General features: G+C 61.1%; 16 protein-coding genes. 6 read left to right on the forward strand and 10 right to left on the reverse strand.

The features are described from left to right. Window positions 1–44: 44 nt before the first annotated feature. From ABIB90_RS07575 to ABIB90_RS07595, 5 genes are all read right to left on the reverse strand, one after another. Window positions 45–881 (reverse strand): CarD family transcriptional regulator, encoded by an 837-nt coding sequence (locus ABIB90_RS07575; protein ID WP_007599265.1) that lies wholly within the window; start codon window positions 879–881, stop codon window positions 45–47. Between the two features lie 344 nt (window positions 882–1,225). After that, window positions 1,226–1,564, reverse strand: a complete 339-nt coding sequence (fdxA, locus tag ABIB90_RS07580) for a ferredoxin FdxA (RefSeq protein ID WP_007599264.1) — start codon at window positions 1,562–1,564, stop codon at window positions 1,226–1,228. 132 nt (window positions 1,565–1,696) lie between these two features. Beyond that, window positions 1,697–1,966 carry an RNA-binding S4 domain-containing protein gene (locus ABIB90_RS07585; protein ID WP_083869901.1) on the reverse strand — a complete coding sequence of 90 codons (270 nt, stop codon included), beginning with the start codon at window positions 1,964–1,966 and terminating at the stop codon, window positions 1,697–1,699. A gap of 84 nt (window positions 1,967–2,050) precedes the next feature. Then, window positions 2,051–5,497 carry a helicase-related protein gene (locus ABIB90_RS07590; protein ID WP_354200575.1) on the reverse strand — a complete coding sequence of 1,149 codons (3,447 nt, stop codon included), beginning with the start codon at window positions 5,495–5,497 and terminating at the stop codon, window positions 2,051–2,053. A gap of 592 nt (window positions 5,498–6,089) precedes the next feature. Continuing rightward, window positions 6,090–6,899 (reverse strand): DUF3108 domain-containing protein, encoded by an 810-nt coding sequence (locus ABIB90_RS07595; RefSeq protein WP_354200576.1) that lies wholly within the window; start codon window positions 6,897–6,899, stop codon window positions 6,090–6,092. Between the two features lie 620 nt (window positions 6,900–7,519). On the opposite strand from ABIB90_RS07595, the gene rpmB reads away from it, so the two are divergent. Further along, on the forward strand, window positions 7,520–7,831 hold the full coding sequence (gene rpmB / locus ABIB90_RS07600; RefSeq protein WP_354159848.1) for a 50S ribosomal protein L28: 312 nt from the start codon (window positions 7,520–7,522) through the stop codon (window positions 7,829–7,831). Window positions 7,832–7,980: 149 nt separating this feature from the next. On the opposite strand, the gene ABIB90_RS07605 is transcribed toward rpmB, so the two are convergent. Together ABIB90_RS07605 and ABIB90_RS07610 are read right to left on the reverse strand one after the other, a co-directional pair. Next, complete coding sequence (locus tag ABIB90_RS07605) at window positions 7,981–8,904, reverse strand: hypothetical protein (RefSeq protein WP_354200577.1); 924 nt, start codon at window positions 8,902–8,904, stop codon at window positions 7,981–7,983. Next, window positions 8,905–10,143 carry a toll/interleukin-1 receptor domain-containing protein gene (locus tag ABIB90_RS07610; RefSeq protein ID WP_354200578.1) on the reverse strand — a complete coding sequence of 413 codons (1,239 nt, stop codon included), beginning with the start codon at window positions 10,141–10,143 and terminating at the stop codon, window positions 8,905–8,907. Between the two features lie 84 nt (window positions 10,144–10,227). Between ABIB90_RS07610 and ABIB90_RS07615 the strand changes: the two genes are divergently transcribed. From ABIB90_RS07615 to ABIB90_RS07630, 4 genes are all read left to right on the forward strand, one after another. After that, window positions 10,228–10,704, forward strand: coding sequence for a TIR domain-containing protein (locus ABIB90_RS07615; protein WP_354200579.1), 477 nt, complete (start codon window positions 10,228–10,230; stop codon window positions 10,702–10,704). 2 nt (window positions 10,705–10,706) lie between these two features. After that, a complete protein-coding gene (locus ABIB90_RS07620) occupies window positions 10,707–11,315 on the forward strand; it encodes an Nmad2 family putative nucleotide modification protein (protein ID WP_354200580.1) in 609 nt (202 codons plus the stop codon). Then, entirely contained in the window at window positions 11,312–12,439 is a 1,128-nt protein-coding gene (locus ABIB90_RS07625) for a nucleoside triphosphate pyrophosphohydrolase family protein (RefSeq protein ID WP_354200581.1), read from the forward strand. The genes ABIB90_RS07620 and ABIB90_RS07625 overlap by 4 nt, the downstream gene beginning before the upstream one ends. 149 nt (window positions 12,440–12,588) lie before the next feature. Further along, window positions 12,589–13,107, forward strand: a complete 519-nt coding sequence (locus ABIB90_RS07630; protein ID WP_354200651.1) for a uracil-DNA glycosylase — start codon at window positions 12,589–12,591, stop codon at window positions 13,105–13,107. Between the two features lie 122 nt (window positions 13,108–13,229). Here the strand turns inward: ABIB90_RS07630 and ABIB90_RS07635 are convergent, their stop codons facing one another. The 3 genes from ABIB90_RS07635 to ABIB90_RS07645 form a co-directional block, all read right to left on the reverse strand. Further along, the gene (locus tag ABIB90_RS07635) at window positions 13,230–13,508 is read right to left on the reverse strand and encodes a DUF1488 family protein (RefSeq protein ID WP_018452941.1); all 279 of its coding nucleotides are present in this window, start codon (window positions 13,506–13,508) and stop codon (window positions 13,230–13,232) included. 164 nt (window positions 13,509–13,672) lie between these two features. After that, window positions 13,673–13,969, reverse strand: coding sequence for a hypothetical protein (locus ABIB90_RS07640; protein WP_354200582.1), 297 nt, complete (start codon window positions 13,967–13,969; stop codon window positions 13,673–13,675). A 1-nt stretch (window position 13,970) separates the two neighbouring features. Beyond that, window positions 13,971–14,228, reverse strand: a complete 258-nt coding sequence (locus ABIB90_RS07645) for a hypothetical protein (protein ID WP_027515171.1) — start codon at window positions 14,226–14,228, stop codon at window positions 13,971–13,973. Between the two features lie 360 nt (window positions 14,229–14,588). Here ABIB90_RS07645 and ABIB90_RS07650 point away from each other — a divergent pair, with 360 nt between their 5' ends. Continuing rightward, window positions 14,589–14,723, forward strand: coding sequence for a hypothetical protein (locus ABIB90_RS07650; RefSeq protein WP_279664826.1), 135 nt, complete (start codon window positions 14,589–14,591; stop codon window positions 14,721–14,723). Window positions 14,724–15,001: the final 278 nt, after the last annotated feature.

The raw sequence follows: 15,001 nt of genomic DNA on the forward strand, positions 1-15,001 counted from the left end.
AAACGGCCGGGCTTTTGATCTGTTGCGATCGACGCGCGAGCCGCTTACGCGGCCTCGTCGGCGACCGTGGCTCCGCCCTCGGTCTCGTCGCTATCGCCCTCGGCGTCGGCTTCGCCTTCGGCGGCTTCGGACTTGGCGCCGGTGCGACGCGGGCTCTTGGCGAGCTGGGCCTCGATCTCCTTGACCGCTTCGGTCTCGGTCGAGTGCTGCACCACCGCGATCTCGCGGGAGAGACGGTCGAGCGCGGCTTCATAGAGCTGGCGTTCGCTGTAGGACTGCTCGGGCTGCGATTCGGAGCGATAGAGGTCGCGCACGACTTCCGCGATCGCGACGATGTCGCCCGAGTTGATCTTCGCTTCGTATTCCTGGGCGCGGCGCGACCACATGGTGCGCTTGACGCGGGCACGGCCCTTGAGGGTCTCGAGCGCACGCTTCACCAGCGCGGGCTCGGACAGCTTGCGCATGCCGACATTGGCGACCTTGGCGGTCGGCACGCGCAGCGTCATCTTGTCCTTGATGAAGTTGATGACGAACAGCTCGAGCTTCGCGCCGGCAATCTCCTGCTCCTCGATGGCCAGGATCTGGCCGACGCCGTGGGCGGGATAGACGACGAATTCGTTGGCCTTGAAGCCCTGACGCTGGGTCACGACCTTCTTTTCCTCGACCTTCGGCGCAACAGCCGCGGGCTTCACGGCCGGCTTGGCGGCAGCGACGGGAGCCTTGGCAGGAGCAGCCGCAACAGGAGCCTTTGGCGCGGCGGGCTTGGCAGCGGGAGCCTTGGCAGCGGGCGTCTTGGCAACAGCGGGCTTGGCGGCAGGCTTGGCGGCAACAGGCTTGGCAACGGTCGCTTTCGCGGCCGGCTTGGCAGTCTTGTTAGGCATTGCGCTTCTTTTGTTCTTCGAGGACTTTGCAGCCGGCGCCTTAGTCGCGGTCCGACCCTTGGATGCGCTACGGCTGGCCGCGGCGACTTTCTTGGCGTCCTTATGGGAAGCCTTCGCTGAAGTACTCTTTTTACGCGTTTTCTGTGACACAGCCTGCGCGCGGAAACTGCCACGCCCCTGTTCGACATTTGGTTTCACGGGAACCCAACGGGGCCGACGGGGCTAACCAGGGTTCGGCTCAATGTGCCCAATATAGCACATTTCCCGCAAAAATCAATGATTTAGGGGTCTTAAGGGCTGGTTTTCGGCGGTAACGCCGCTAATAGGGTTAAGTTTGACCCGAATTAGTCGCCGGAGCCGGGGTTCGCGGAGAAATACTTGTCGAACTTGCCCTCCATGCCGTCGAAATCCTTGGCGTCGGCAGGTGATTCTTTCTTCTGGGTGATGTTCGGCCAGCTCTTGGCGTAGTCGGCGTTGACCGTGAGCCACTTTTCCAGGCCCGGTTCCGTGTCCGGTTTGATGGCATCGGCGGGACATTCCGGCTCGCACACGCCGCAATCGATGCACTCGTCAGGATGGATGACGAGCATGTTCTCGCCCTCGTAGAAACAATCGACCGGGCAGACCTCGACGCAGTCGGTGTACTTGCACTTGATGCACGCTTCAGTGACGACGTAAGTCATCCAACGCTCCGAAAAGCTCTTTTAAAAGTCGCGGCTTGCGTAGCGCGGATGGCCCGGCGCCGCAAGCTCAGGAACGGCCGATCATGACGGCTTTATGCGCTTGATCGACCAAGAAATGAATTCAAAGCGCAATTAATTGCGCTGAGAATTCGGATGGCCTTCACCGAGCTCTTCGTAGAGCACACGGGCCGAGGCGGCATCGCCGCGGCGTTCGTTGAAGGCGGTGACTTTCAAGACGCGCACAGTGCGATCGAGCGCGATGGTGAGCACGTCGCCGATCTTGATCGCATGCCCCGGCGATTTCTCGCGTGCACCGTTGACGCGAACATGGCCGGACTCGACAAGCTCGGCAGCGGAGGTGCGCGCCTTCACCACCCGCGCGTGCCATAGCCATTTGTCGATGCGCTGCCGCTCGGTCGTGACCCTATTCCCTCTGACGCGTTTTCTTCACGCGAACCGCTCCGCACTTCGCTTGAAAACGCTACGCTACTCCTTACGCCCGGACAGCTGCTCCTTTAGCGCAGCGAGTTTTGCAAACGGCGAGTTCGGATCGACAGGACGATCGCGTTCGCGCGGATTGGCGCTCGATGCATAGGGACGCAGCGAGGGTCCGCCCTGGCGGTCGCGGCCCTTGTCGCGGTCGCGGCCACGGTTGTCGCGACCCTTGTCGCGATCGCCGCCACCAAACTTGCCCTTGTTGCGATCCTTGTTGTCGCGGTCCTTGTTGCCGCCATTCTTGCCCTCGAAGCGGCGGTTCTTGTCGTCGCGTCCCTCGGGCCGCGGCGCAGCTTCGGCGCCACCTTCGCGCGGCTTGCGGAAGTCCCTGCCGCCGTCGCGACCAGAATCGCGGCGATGACCGCCGCCATGGCGATGACGCTCACCGCGCTTCTCGCCGTCGGCGGCAGGCTGGGCTTCGCCTTCGGCAGGCGCAGCGCCGGCTTCAGCGGCCGCCTGCGGACGCGGCTGGTGATGACGCTGGTTGCGATGGCGCTCGTGGCGCGGCTTGCGATCATCGTGACGGCCGGCGGGACGCCAGACCTCGATGAGCTCGGGCTCGGCGGGCGTTGCCGCGGCTTCCACAGGCGCAGCCGCATCGGCCGACGCAGCGGCTTCGGTTGCAGCAGTCTCTGCAGACGCGGTCTCGGCAGGTGCGGTCTCGGCAGGTGCGGTTTCGGCGGCTTCAACGGGTGCCGCAGCCTCTTCCGCAGGCGGCGCGATGCCGGGAGCGTCTTCCGGCGTGACGGAGGCTTCGAGCGCCGGCTCGTCTTGCACGGGCTCGTCGTGCTGCTCCATGCCGGGCGCGTCTTCGACGGTCACAGGCTCGGCGGCGGCTTCGATCGCGGTTTCCGCAGGCACTGCGGCGTCCTCGACCGACGTTTCGGCTGCGGGCGTCTCTTCGCTGGAGGCTTCAGCAGCAGCCGCGTCAGCAACAGGGATCTCGGCAACAGCCGCGGCGGGTTTCGCCGGCAGCGGCGGGCGCTTGTCCATGCGATAGCCGAGCGCACGCAGCACGGAGGCAAAATCTTCGCCGGCCGAACCGGTGAGCGAGGTCATCGCCTGCGTCACGACAAAACTGCGGCCGTCGAACGCACCGGCGGGCTTTTCGCCGGACGCGTTCTCGCGCCAGGCCAGCGCCGGACGGATCAGATCGGCCAGGCGCTCCAGGATGTCGACGCGGACGGCGCGCTCGCCGGCCTGCTTGTAGCCGAGCACGCGATAGGCGTCGCGCGGCAGCTGCTTGTCGACCGGGAACGATGTGCGGCCGGAGCTCGCCAGATGCTGCGCGCCCGACAGCGCGGAGGGATCGACATTGTCCTGCTTCAGCGCCCAGAGCAGCGCGGCCAGAGCACGCCCGGCCGGCTTGAGCAGGCCGGGGAAATAGAGGTGATAGGCGCCGAAGCGGACGCCATATTTGCGCAAGGTCGCGCGCGAGGGCTGGTCGAGGTCCTTCAGCTCGTTGGCGATCTTCGGGCGCTCCAGCACGCCGAGCGCCTCGACGAGCTGATAGGCGATGCCGCGGGCGATGCCGGTGACGTCCTCGGCCTTGCTGAGCTCGAACAGCGGCCCGAGCAGCTTTTCGATATGCGTCTTGAGCCAGAGCTCGAGCCGGGCCTGCACCTTGTCTCGAGGGGCGCCCGTGAGGCGTTCGTCGGAGATGATGCGGATGCGCGGATGCAGCGCGTCCTCTGCGGCAGACAGCCGCGCCACGGCATCGCCGGTCCAGCGGATGACGCCTTCCGAGGTCAGCACGAACTGCTCGTCCGGCGCATTGCCCAGTTTTTCGGCGCGCGCGTTGATCTCGCCGGCGAGCACGGCCTGCGCTGCAGCCTGCAACGCTTTCGCATCGGAGCCGGCTTCCGCCGCATCCGGTGCAAAGGTGAAGCCATCGAGGCGGCCGATGACATGGCCTTCGACGATGACTTCGCCGGTCTTGCCGATTTCAGTATTCAAGCTCGTGTTCTCCCGCAGGCGGCGCATCAATACACTGGTCCGGCGATCAACGAAACGCTCAGTCAAGCGTTCATGGAGCGCATCCGATAATTTATTTTCGACCTCGCGGGCGATCCCCTGCCACCGTTCGGGGTCTTTCAGCCAGTCGGGACGGTTGGCGACGAAGGTCCAGGTGCGAATCTGCGCGATCCGGGCCGACAGCGTGTCGATATCGCCGTCGACGCGGTCGGCCTGGTCGATCTGGGTCCTGAACCAGGCGTCGGGGATGCACCCCTTCCGCATCAGGAAGCCGTACAGCGTGGTGACCAGCTCGGCATGGGCGGCCGGCGACAGCTTTCGATAATCGGGGATTTGGCAGGCCTCCCACAGCCGTTCCACCGCATCCTTGCCGTGCGCGACATCGCGCACCTCGGCGTCGCGGGCGGCGTGGTCGAGCACGCGCATGTCCTCGGCGATGGGCGCGCGCGTCAGCGCCTCGTGGCCGGGGGCCAGGTTCAGCGAGACCTGGAGCGCCCCGAGGGAAGCGAAATCCAGCTTCGAATTGCGCCATTGCAAAACCTTCACGGGATCGAAGGTGTGGTTCTGCAGCGCATTGACGAGCTCGGGCTCGAACGGTGCGCAGCGGCCGGTGGTGCCGAAGGTGCCGTTGCGGGTGGCGCGGCCGGCGCGGCCGGCGATCTGGCCGAATTCGGACGGCGTCAGGCGGCGGAACTGGTAGCCGTCGAACTTGCGGTCGGAGGCAAAGGCGACGTGGTCGACGTCGAGATTGAGGCCCATGCCGACGGCGTCGGTGGCGACGAGGTAATCGACCTCGCCGTTCTGGAACATCGCAACCTGCGCGTTTCGGGTGCGCGGCGACAGCGAGCCCAGCACCACGGCGGCGCCGCCATGCTGGCGGCGGATCAGCTCGGCGATGGCGTAGACCTCGTCGGCCGAGAAGGCGACGATGGCGGTGCGCCGCGGCTGCCGCGTGATCTTGCGGTCGCCGGCGAATTCCAGCTGCGACAGCCGCGGCCGCGTGATCATGGAGACGCCCGGCAGCAGCCGCTCGATAATCGGCCGCATGGTCGCAGCGCCCAGCAGCAGCGTCTCGTCGCGGCCGCGGCGGTTGAGGATGCGGTCAGTGAAGACGTGGCCGCGTTCCAGATCAGACGCGATCTGCACCTCGTCGACGGCGAGGAACGAGACGTCGAGATCCCGCGGCATCGCCTCGACAGTCGAGACCCAGTAGCGCGGCGATTTCGGCTTGATCTTTTCCTCGCCGGTCACAAGCGCGACGGCGTCGGGGCCGACCCTTGCTGCGATCTTGTTGTAGACCTCGCGCGCCAGCAGGCGCAGCGGCAGCCCGATCATGCCGGAGGGATGCGCGAGCATCCGCTCGATGGCGAGATGGGTCTTGCCGGTGTTGGTGGGACCAAGCACCGCAGTGACGCCGGCGCCGGGAAGCCGCTCGGAAGCGAAGGGGGAGGAGGAAAAAGGCATCTGGAGGATTAGGTAATGGCGATTGGGGCGAATGTCAGTGCTGTTTTGGGGCGAGGGCGCGAAGGGCCGGCCTCACACGCTGGTGTCATCGCCCGGCTCGACCGGGCGATCCAGTATTCCAGAGGCGGCGCAGATCAAACCGAGAGGGCGCGGCGTACTGGATGCCCCGGTCAAGCCGGGGCATGACGGCGGAGAATGCGGCGCCCTTCCCCGAACCTCGCGCAACTGTCTCACTTTGCGACGCTTTTCCCGTTGGCTTTAAGCTTCGGAACGAGTTGAGAACGAATCGCGGCCGAATCGCTGACTCCCCCTTGAGTCCTGTTCCGTTCTCGCAAGATGTCGCGGGAGGCTTATTGGGTTCGCACTAGATGGAGTTTTGGCCCGCCGCACAAGCGACGTTTCGGTGGCGGATTCGTTAAAGCTGGGGACGGCGCGGAGTCGAATCAGAATCGGGGAGGAGTCAAATGGATTCCCGGCCCTGGAGCCCTCCCAAACAAAAAGTGCGAAAACAACCCCATGCACAGTAGGGATGCCATTGAAATCGCTTGCGTTTATTTTCGCCAAAAAGGGAGATTCAGCACGGGACGCCCCTCTACTGCGTCTTCGCGATCCTGGGCGGCTGGGCCGTGGTGATGAAGCTGGTGGCTTCCAGCATGGCCGGCCCGAGCGGGGTCGGCACTTTCAGCCAAAACGGGACCAGGATGCGCGTTCCCGCGATCGGCGCGAACGCGACCTCGATGTTGCGCTGGGCGGCGAGATATTTGATCACGGGACGGTCGGGAATGTAGCCGGCGATGGGCACGAAATACAGCGAGCAGACCACGACCTGGCCGTGATAGCCCTTCTCCGCCTTCACGTTCTCCATACGCTTGAAATCGAGCTTGAGCTCGTAGCGCATGCGGCCGTCGAACACGGCGGCGCTGCCGTGGCAGGCGTCCGCCGACAGCACCTCGCCGGTGCCTGAGACGCGCACCAGCGAGGCCGTCATCGGGTCCCAGACGCCGCGGCGATGCGCGTCGGTGACGACGATGCGGTCGGGATCGACCGGCGGCTCCGGCAGGATGGCAAAATCCTTCACATTGCCCTTGTCGAGCGTGATGCGGATCTCTTCGGTCTTCTTCGACGTGGTGGTGGAGGCCTGGTAGCCGGTCGCGACCAGCGCGCCATTGACCACGCGGCCCTGCGAGGCGCCGGTGCCCGACCCGCCCGCGAAGGATTTCAATAGCCCCGAGGTGCCGCCGGAGGCGGCGGCCGCGAACACATCGTCCTGGATGTCGATGTTCCAGGCGCCTCGGCCTACGGGAATGCCCGCCAGCGTCGCCTCGTATTGCGCCTCGAGCTTGCCCTGCGCCGCCGCGGGCTCCGCCGCCCACGCCAAGACCAGCCCGCCAAGGGCTGCCATGACCCAGCGGCCGGCAGAGCGCGGATGACTTGCGCGTGGATTCCTTGCGCGCCGCTCCGCTGAGCGCAGCTCATGTGGGCGCAGCTCATTTGGACGCAGACTTGGCGCAAGATGAGGCGTTGTGAGCACGAAACAATCCAATCGGGGCGCGAACGGTTGTTACTTAAGCCAAAAACCGCGCCAAGCAATGCGTCCGGGCCACTCCGCGTCCGGAACTCCACTGGACTCTTCGGGCGCGAATACGCCCTTTATGTGATGGTAAGGCGCGATAATCATTGCCGTTTTGGTGATCGGGGCGGGTCAGAACCGCGCACCTCACCCCGCCACCTCCACCGCCGTCATGCCCCCCTGTCATGCCCCGCCTTGTGCGCACTTGCGCACTGGGGCGGGGCATCCAGTACGCCGCGGCCCCTCTGGTCAGCCGCACCGGCCCGGAGTACTGGATCGCCCGGTCGAGCCGGGCGATGACAGCTACCTTGGAGCACGAAACCCGCCCCAAAACCTTGACGTCCCGCCGCTTCCCCCCTATACGTCCGCCCGCTCCCTGCAAGGACAGAGAATTTGCCCGTGGCGCCCCGAATGGCGGCCGCACATCGTTGGGAAAGATTGAGGATTTTGCCATGTCTCGCCGCTGCGAATTGACGGCCAAGGGCCCCCAGGTCGGCCACACGGTCAGCCACTCCAACATCAAGACCAAGCGCCGCTTCCTGCCGAACCTGGTCAACGTGACCTTCATCAGCGAAGCGCTGGGCCGCAACGTGCGCCTGCGCGTCTCCACCAACGCGATCAAGAGCGTCGACCACAATGGCGGCCTCGATCCCTTCCTGCTCAAGGCCAAGGCCGCCGTGCTGTCGCCCCGCGCCCTCGAGCTGAAGCGCGCCATCCAGAAGAAGGTCGGCCCGGCCCCCGCGCCGGCGAAGAAGGCGAGCTAAGAATTTTCGAATTGGGCGAGGGGTCGCGTCGCAAGGCGTAGGCTTAGCCGGAAGAGTTTTGCATTGCGGCCAGATCGGAAGATCCGGCCGTTTTTGTTTTTGGAATTTACTTCCATTTGCTTACACAAGCGCCCTCTCGCGAAATTCAGTCAATTCGATTTGCGGGGCCGTTTCACGGGACTGCGCTTGCCTTGTGCGGGCTGCGTAGACGTCGGTCTCGATCGATCTCCGAAGCGCCGGCCCAAACCAAGACTAATTAGCGCCGCGATTTCGCTGGGACGGTACGTGGTTGCAAGCTGCGCATTCTCGCCATCTGATAGGCCGTTGTCCGGCCATCCTTCCCTTCGCAAATCGAGAAGATGGTCTAACGCCCCGAGCGCGCGATTATCAATATCGACTGCGCGATACATTTGTGGAAGCCAATCTGCGTTGAGGAACCCAATACGCACGGCGACATCTGCCGAGATGCCGCCGAACCCTCCAACCACATATAGAGGCTGCCGCATTTCGACTGATGCGATCGCCTCTTCAAGCACTCCCGGCATCTCGCCTTCAAAGTTCGACCGCTTACCTCCGATTATCACACGTCCGTTTGCGTGCTGAGCCATGTAGCGTCGCAACCCGGATAGTGCTTGTCGGCGAACCTTGGCATCTGTTTCTGGTACAGGCGCATTCGCGCGATCATCCCACGGCACAGGTCGCCCTTCAGCATCTAGACAAATGATTTCGCCGAGAAGCCCCAACTCATCAATCTGCTTCTGAAGTTCACCTTTCGAAAGTTCTCGGTGCTCCTGCCAAGCCAAGCAAATCGACAGCGGCCTATCCCGCCGATTGTATCGTTGCAGCTCTTTCATAAGCATCGCAGTGTAGCCTTCAGGGTGAATACGCCCTCCATAAGCAAGCTTACCTCCGCTCACGAGTACGCTTCTGGCTAACTCCCCGAGAGCCAATCGGAAATGTGTCTCCACGAGTCCGAGTCGAGCTAGGTCTTCGCTCTCAGAGACAGAGACCGCTATTTGCACACCTCGCAGCGCATCCGGCCTCAGTAATGCTTCTCGTCTCCTTCTTGCCATTCACCCACCTCTTGCAGCGAGCTGCCGGGGTGTCATGACATCTAATGACCCCGAAGATCTGCCGAAGCGCAATATTTGTTCAAGCACCTCCCTTTCGTCCGGGCCAAGAGGCGGATCTGGATGCAATATTCTGAGAACATCGCTGCCCGCAGGGATGTCCGCACCATTTGCTTCGATCCAATCGATGAACGTCACCGGCTCAGGAGCATGGGGCGCCCACCAAGAAACAGCAACTTCCGATCTGGATTTCGCCAGTTCTTGCTGACATTGCCAGAGAGCGCGCTTCAGACATTCGTCAACTAAAATATTAAGTGCTCTATAGACGTCTCGCCTGCTCCAAATCTGGTCGAGTGTTCGAATTGGAGTTCTTGGAACGTGATCCATCAGGAATGAGCCCCGCTCTTCTGAATAGCCCAGAGCGTCCAAGATTACGATCGGCATTCCCGCGCGCTTCGCCGTTAGCATTTCGCGTTGACACCATTCGCGGCTAGCATAGAGGTCAGTACGCAGCGCAAGAAACGCACTGATGCCGGCATACTTTGTGAGGGTGTTCGCCCAATCAGTCCCAGGCTGAAGATCGCGGGCGTCAAAATAGTCCTTCAGATGCGTCGATGCGATTACCGACTTCACCAATTCTATCAAGGTAAGCACATCTGCGGCTTCCGCTGCCGAGACGCGCTTTGTATGGCTGATGAATGCAATCAGCTGCAACCCGACATCCCCAGCAACAAACTGGGCCAAGGCCTGAGACAAATCACGACATCGGGCATTTGCAGACGTGTCCTCTTGGTGAGGTGCGCTCGCCGCGATCGTTTGATACGCCCCCATGATCTTGCCAAGCTGCGTGTTGCTGCAAGCATTGTTGTGAAGGCGATAGGGAAACAGGCCGATATGCTTTGGCCGACTCTTTTGCGCCGCAACAATTCCGCTCAAGTAGACACTCCACGGCCCGCCATCCTCCACCGCGCCAGCAAGCCCGTTACCCAAGATGGGCACCACAGCAGTGAACATGGCAGCAGCGACATCATTTGGTGGAGGAGAAATCGGGGTGAATATCTTTCGAGGAGCATCGCCCGGAGCTGACCACGGCTCGCTCCTTACGAAAACCTCCACGGCTCCGCCGATAAGTCCCGAAAATGCCGTACCATGAAAATGCGCAATAATTTCATCTGCAATGGCTCGGCCGGCACCATCGTCCGGATGCCAAACAACATATATCTCTAGGACTGGGGAAAGCATGACTGAAAAAACCTACAATTCAGGTTGAGGTATGATATACATACAACTTAATTTCTTTTCATACATTCTTTTGCGGGTAATGCGATGGCCGAAAACATCATTTCAAACGTGTTCATCAGCCATGTTCACGAGGACGATGAGGGACTTGGAAAGCTGAAGGACTTGGTCAAACCCAAGGGCCTTCACATCAAGGACTCCTCAATCCATTCAGGCAAAGAAAATAACGCGTCTGACCCTGACTACATCAAGTCTCAGATCTTGGCGCCTCAAATCGACTGGGCCGGGGTCTTGGTGGTTTACGTCACCCCAACTACGAAGAGCAGCACTTGGGTAGATTGGGAAATCGAGTACGCACATAAGCAAGGTAAGCGAATTGTTGGGGTGTGGGGGCACGGGGATAACAATTGTGACCTTCCGGACGCCCTAAAAAATTATGCAGACGCCATGGTCGGTTGGCATGGAGACAGCATCGTCGACGCCATCGTCGGCACTTCCAACGATTGGGAGAATCCGGACGGAAGCGAGTGCGCAACCCGACCCATCAAACGATATAGCTGCTAACCATGGAGCTCTATTCGTATGTAGTCGCACGAGACTTTGGCTTCGCGCCCAACCCCTTCATGAACGTCTGCACATTAGCAACGTGCAAACCTAAAATCCGCGCCAACGCGCAAGTCGGTGACTGGATAGTGGGCACTGGTACCGCCAAGCGAAAGCGTTCTGGACGGCTCGTGTTTGCTCTGGTGGTAAGCGAGACAATGACTTTCAACGAGTACTGGAATGATCCAAGGTTTCAATGCAAAAAACCTAACCTGCGCGGCAGCAAGAAACAGGCCTTCGGCGACAATATATACCACAAACTTCCCGGCAAACCGTGGCAGCAAGTGAATTCGCATCACAGTTTTTCCGACGGCACGTGCAATCCTGCAAATGTCAAAAACGACACGCAAGCCAACCGTATCTTAGTGGCGCACGATTTTACTTATTGGGGAGGAGTGGGCCCACGAATTCCGGCCCGCTTCAGGAATTTTCACGGGTTCGACATCTGCGCCAAACGAGGACACAAGCGTTATTTCCCAAACGACATGATCTGTGAGTTCATCGAATGGATTGGATCGACGGGTGAGCACGGATACGTGAGCGAGCCTCTCGATTGGGATAAAACCCAATGACTGGAGAGCAAACTTTTCTACTTCGCGAATATGCTAGCGGAGTCCGATCCACTGATCGCTTTCGCTCAGATGAAATACAGCCAATCGTGCTCGGCCTCTTTGGAGAGGTCGGAAGCGTCATGGCAGCAGTTAAGAAGCACAAACGCGAGGGCGAGGCATTTCCGGAATTCAAAGAATCGGTCGAAGAAGAGTTTGGAGATGCGCTGTGGTACTTCACAGCACTTTGTCTTCGGCTGCAATTTGATATCGAGGATATTTTTGCGACTGTAACCAAGGGTCCGCAGTACTCGACAGTGATCGCGGCAACAAACGTTCCAGGATGGCCAGTTTGCGAGCTCGCATCAATTGGGACGATGCCTAGCCTAGATGACGTGCTTTTAGGACTTGGCCAAGCTGCATCCGATTTGCTCACTATAGAACAGGGTCGAAGCGAATCGCGCGAAAAGCTAATTGCGTTTGTGGATTCATTCCTCAAAACATTGCAAGCGTCCGACGTGTCGTTTGCAAAGGTGGCAACTTTTAACCTGGCAAAAACACGAGGACGCTTTCTCGCTCCTGCGGAGTGCTGGCTCCCAACTTTCGATTCGAAGTTTTCGCTTGATGAACAACTTCCCCAAGAGTTTGAGATTGTCATCAGGGAACGGAAGAGCGGGCAGAGTTGCTTGCAGTGGAATGGAGTCTTCATTGGGGATCCGTTGACAGACAACATTGAAGACCGGGACGGATATCGCTTTCACGACGTATTCCACTTTGCCCATGCTGCGGTTCTGCATTGGTCCCCAACTTTTCGCGCGCTCATAAAACATAAGAGAAAGAGCGATCCGATCGTCGATGAAGCCCAAGACAGCGGGCGAGCGATTGTTGTTGAGGAGGGGCTTTCTGCGTTTATATTCTCCCGAGCAAAGCATCTAAATTTCTTCGAAGGACAAACGGGCGTCTCCTTTGATCTGCTTAAGACCATCAAGCAATTCGTGAGTGGGTACGAGGTGCAAGCCTGCCCCTTAAAGCTTTGGGAACTCACGATTTTGCAAGGTTATGATGTGTTCAGGCAGGTGCGATCAAACAAAGGTGGAGTTATCATTGGAAGTCGCACGGCTCGTCGAATCACCTATAAGCCTCTCTAGGAGAAGGCGCTATGGCATCTCGACCACCCGAGTTCGTATCGGCGCTTTGCTCAGTTCGCTTTGAGAATACGTTCAATCCATATTCGGAAGTCTGTTCCGTCTACGACCGGGCTGACGCATCGAAACGGCGGGAGTCATTGTTGCTCGCGATGCTTGAAGCGGCCACAAAGTCTGAGGTCGACTCTCTGTGGGTTGGTCGCGATCTTGGCTATCGTGGTGGACGTCGCACAGGTCTAGCCCTGACAGATGACGTGCACATGGATTTACACGCCCGCCGCTGGAATTTGTCGATCACTCGACCGACAAAAGGGCAAGCCGTCTCGGAGCGTACCGCTGCAGTCATATGGTCGGTTCTAGACTCCATCGCCAGTCCGGTATTTCTTTGGAACGTCTTTCCGCTCCATCCCCATGAACCGGAGGAGCCCTTCTCAAACCGGTCACATAACGCAAAAGAGCGAGCCGCGGGCGAGGAGATCCTAGCCGACTTGGTAAGACTACTTGCTCCTAAGCGCATCATCGCTATAGGAAACGATGCGGCAAGAAGTGCGGCAAGGATTTCCCGCAATCAACTTACCATTCAGGTGCGGCACCCTAGCTACGGTGGTCAAACCGAGTTCTTGACGCAGATCAAGGGTCTCTACCGCTGTGAGCGCGCGTTGTTGCTATAGTCTACACGTTCGTGAATCTCTGCGTCGCCCGTGAGAACGGACAAAGCGGCTGCAGTGCTTGTGTATGACAACCGCGACGTCCGCACGGCGACGAGCGCGGCCACTTCACTATCACGCCGCCCCTACCCCCGAAAATCAATACTCCGCAGCACGATCCCCGGCGGTGTCCCTTCGAACTCCGTCGCCTGATATTTGCGTCCGGTGCAGGCTTCGATGCGCTCGCGCAGGCGCGTGAACTGCTCTTCGCGCTCGCTGGGCCGGGCGCGTGGGCCGCGCTCGAGGTCGTCCATGGCGGAGGTCGAGATCGCGCAGGCGATCTCCTTCGCGCCGTCCTGCATCGAGAACTGGACGATGCCGCGGTCCTGGTCGTGGGCGATGAAGCGGCTGCTGGTGAGTGTCATGGGGTACTCCTTTGTCCGCGCGTCGCGCCGGCCTTGCGCGCAATTGCGCACGGGGACGCCGATCAGCGTGATCGAAGCAGGCTGTGGCACGAGGGTGCACAACAACTGACTTCGGTGGTTATGGGTCCTGGCTTTCGCCAGGACGACGCCTGAGTGGCTCGCCTTCAGCCGTCGCCGTTGAGTCTTGCGAAATCGTCGAACAGGGCGGCGACCAGCGCGCGGTGGCGGGTGTCCTCGCTGGGCAGGCTCGCGGCATAGAGGTTGAGCAGATGGCGGGCCTTCACGGCGGCCTCGGGCCAGGACGTGGCGGGCACCGACATCATGCGGTTTTCGAGCTCGGCCTCGCGCTCGCGCAGCTCCCTGACCTGGGCCTCGACGTCGGCCAGCGCGCGGCGCAGATCGGTTGCCTTCTGGGCGGCCATGCCGCGGTGGCTGTCGAGATCGACCGGGATGTCAGTCATTTCAGGCACTCGCGTCGATACGTTGGGCATCCGCCAGGTCGACCGAGCCGATCGACAGCATCTCCGTCGCACCGCGCACGCCTTCGGAGGGCACCGTGATCATGGTGGCGACGCGGCGATAGGACGCGAAGGACAGGCCCTCGATCATCTCCTCGTCGGTGACGACCTCATAAGCGCCGGCCGGCAATTCGCGCTCAAGGCCGCGGATGTGGAATGGATGCTTGAAGGTGATGGTTTCTCGCCGCGAGCGGATGGTCATGCGCGCCTGCCTTTCGCAAAGAAGGGGCCCCAACCGACGCCAGCCGTGGCGAACCATGCGCTTGTTACCCGGCAATAGCCAGCTTTATGTCAGCGCGGGCCGGGACTTAAGCTGCAAGCGCGACACTCGCGCGCGGCGTTTTAGTCCTCGCCATCGGCAGGGCGCGGGCGTACGCTCGACCACGTCAGCGCAGCTCACGCAATTGCCGCGCGTCGATGTTGCGCTGCATCTTTCGCGCCTCGTGTGCGCAGCGGCGATCTTCAATGGCTCGGGCGGAGGCGTCTCGTCGTCATGCCCAGCAACCATTGCAGCACCGATCTCGCACGCGGGCGAACTCGAAACCCAGGAGGAGACGACGTCATGGCCAAGGGACAGCAACGCAGCAACCGCGAGACCAAAAAGCCGAAAAAAGACAAGATCAAGACCAGCGCCGCAGCGCCCAGCCGCAAGGATGCGGCGTGGCAGCCGGAGATCGGGCAGGGGAAGAAGAAGTAGCGGCGAGGCCTCTTTCACAACGGCGGGGCTCTCGCATAGGACGCCTCAGCGGCGCCTGAGCGAGCGCCTCGTCCTTCGAGACGACCGCTTCGCGGTCTCCTCAGGATGAGGCTTGCCTGCACTCATCTGCGTTGAAATGCCACCGCACACTCATCCCTCATCCTGAGGGCCCGCCGCAGGCGGGCGTCTCGAAGGATGGCCACAGTCGAGCTTCCGGCCATACATCTCCTTCTCCCCGCGCTTTTCCGCTATACTCGCCCGGGTAGCATCAGCGGGAG

Origin of the sequence: Bradyrhizobium sp. JR4.1, from assembly GCF_040548605.1 — a bacterium.
In the GTDB taxonomy this organism is placed as follows: Bacteria; Pseudomonadota; Alphaproteobacteria; order Rhizobiales; family Xanthobacteraceae; genus Bradyrhizobium; species Bradyrhizobium canariense.

Coding starts and splice junctions, on each gene's coding strand:
- ABIB90_RS07575 (WP_007599265.1), bottom strand. CDS start 881: ATGCCTAACAAGACTGCCAAGCCGGCCGCGAAAGCGACCGTTGCCAAG.
- fdxA (WP_007599264.1), bottom strand. CDS start 1,564: ATGACTTACGTCGTCACTGAAGCGTGCATCAAGTGCAAGTACACCGAC.
- ABIB90_RS07590 (WP_354200575.1), bottom strand. CDS start 5,497: ATGCCTTTTTCCTCCTCCCCCTTCGCTTCCGAGCGGCTTCCCGGCGCC.
- ABIB90_RS07595 (WP_354200576.1), bottom strand. CDS start 6,899: ATGGCAGCCCTTGGCGGGCTGGTCTTGGCGTGGGCGGCGGAGCCCGCG.
- rpmB (WP_354159848.1), top strand. CDS start 7,520: ATGTCTCGCCGCTGCGAATTGACGGCCAAGGGCCCCCAGGTCGGCCAC.
- ABIB90_RS07605 (WP_354200577.1), bottom strand. CDS start 8,904: ATGGCAAGAAGGAGACGAGAAGCATTACTGAGGCCGGATGCGCTGCGA.
- ABIB90_RS07610 (WP_354200578.1), bottom strand. CDS start 10,143: ATGCTTTCCCCAGTCCTAGAGATATATGTTGTTTGGCATCCGGACGAT.
- ABIB90_RS07615 (WP_354200579.1), top strand. CDS start 10,228: ATGGCCGAAAACATCATTTCAAACGTGTTCATCAGCCATGTTCACGAG.
- ABIB90_RS07620 (WP_354200580.1), top strand. CDS start 10,707: ATGGAGCTCTATTCGTATGTAGTCGCACGAGACTTTGGCTTCGCGCCC.
- ABIB90_RS07625 (WP_354200581.1), top strand. CDS start 11,312: ATGACTGGAGAGCAAACTTTTCTACTTCGCGAATATGCTAGCGGAGTC.
- ABIB90_RS07630 (WP_354200651.1), top strand. CDS start 12,589: ATGCTTGAAGCGGCCACAAAGTCTGAGGTCGACTCTCTGTGGGTTGGT.
- ABIB90_RS07635 (WP_018452941.1), bottom strand. CDS start 13,508: ATGACACTCACCAGCAGCCGCTTCATCGCCCACGACCAGGACCGCGGC.
- ABIB90_RS07640 (WP_354200582.1), bottom strand. CDS start 13,969: ATGACTGACATCCCGGTCGATCTCGACAGCCACCGCGGCATGGCCGCC.
- ABIB90_RS07645 (WP_027515171.1), bottom strand. CDS start 14,228: ATGACCATCCGCTCGCGGCGAGAAACCATCACCTTCAAGCATCCATTC.
- ABIB90_RS07650 (WP_279664826.1), top strand. CDS start 14,589: ATGGCCAAGGGACAGCAACGCAGCAACCGCGAGACCAAAAAGCCGAAA.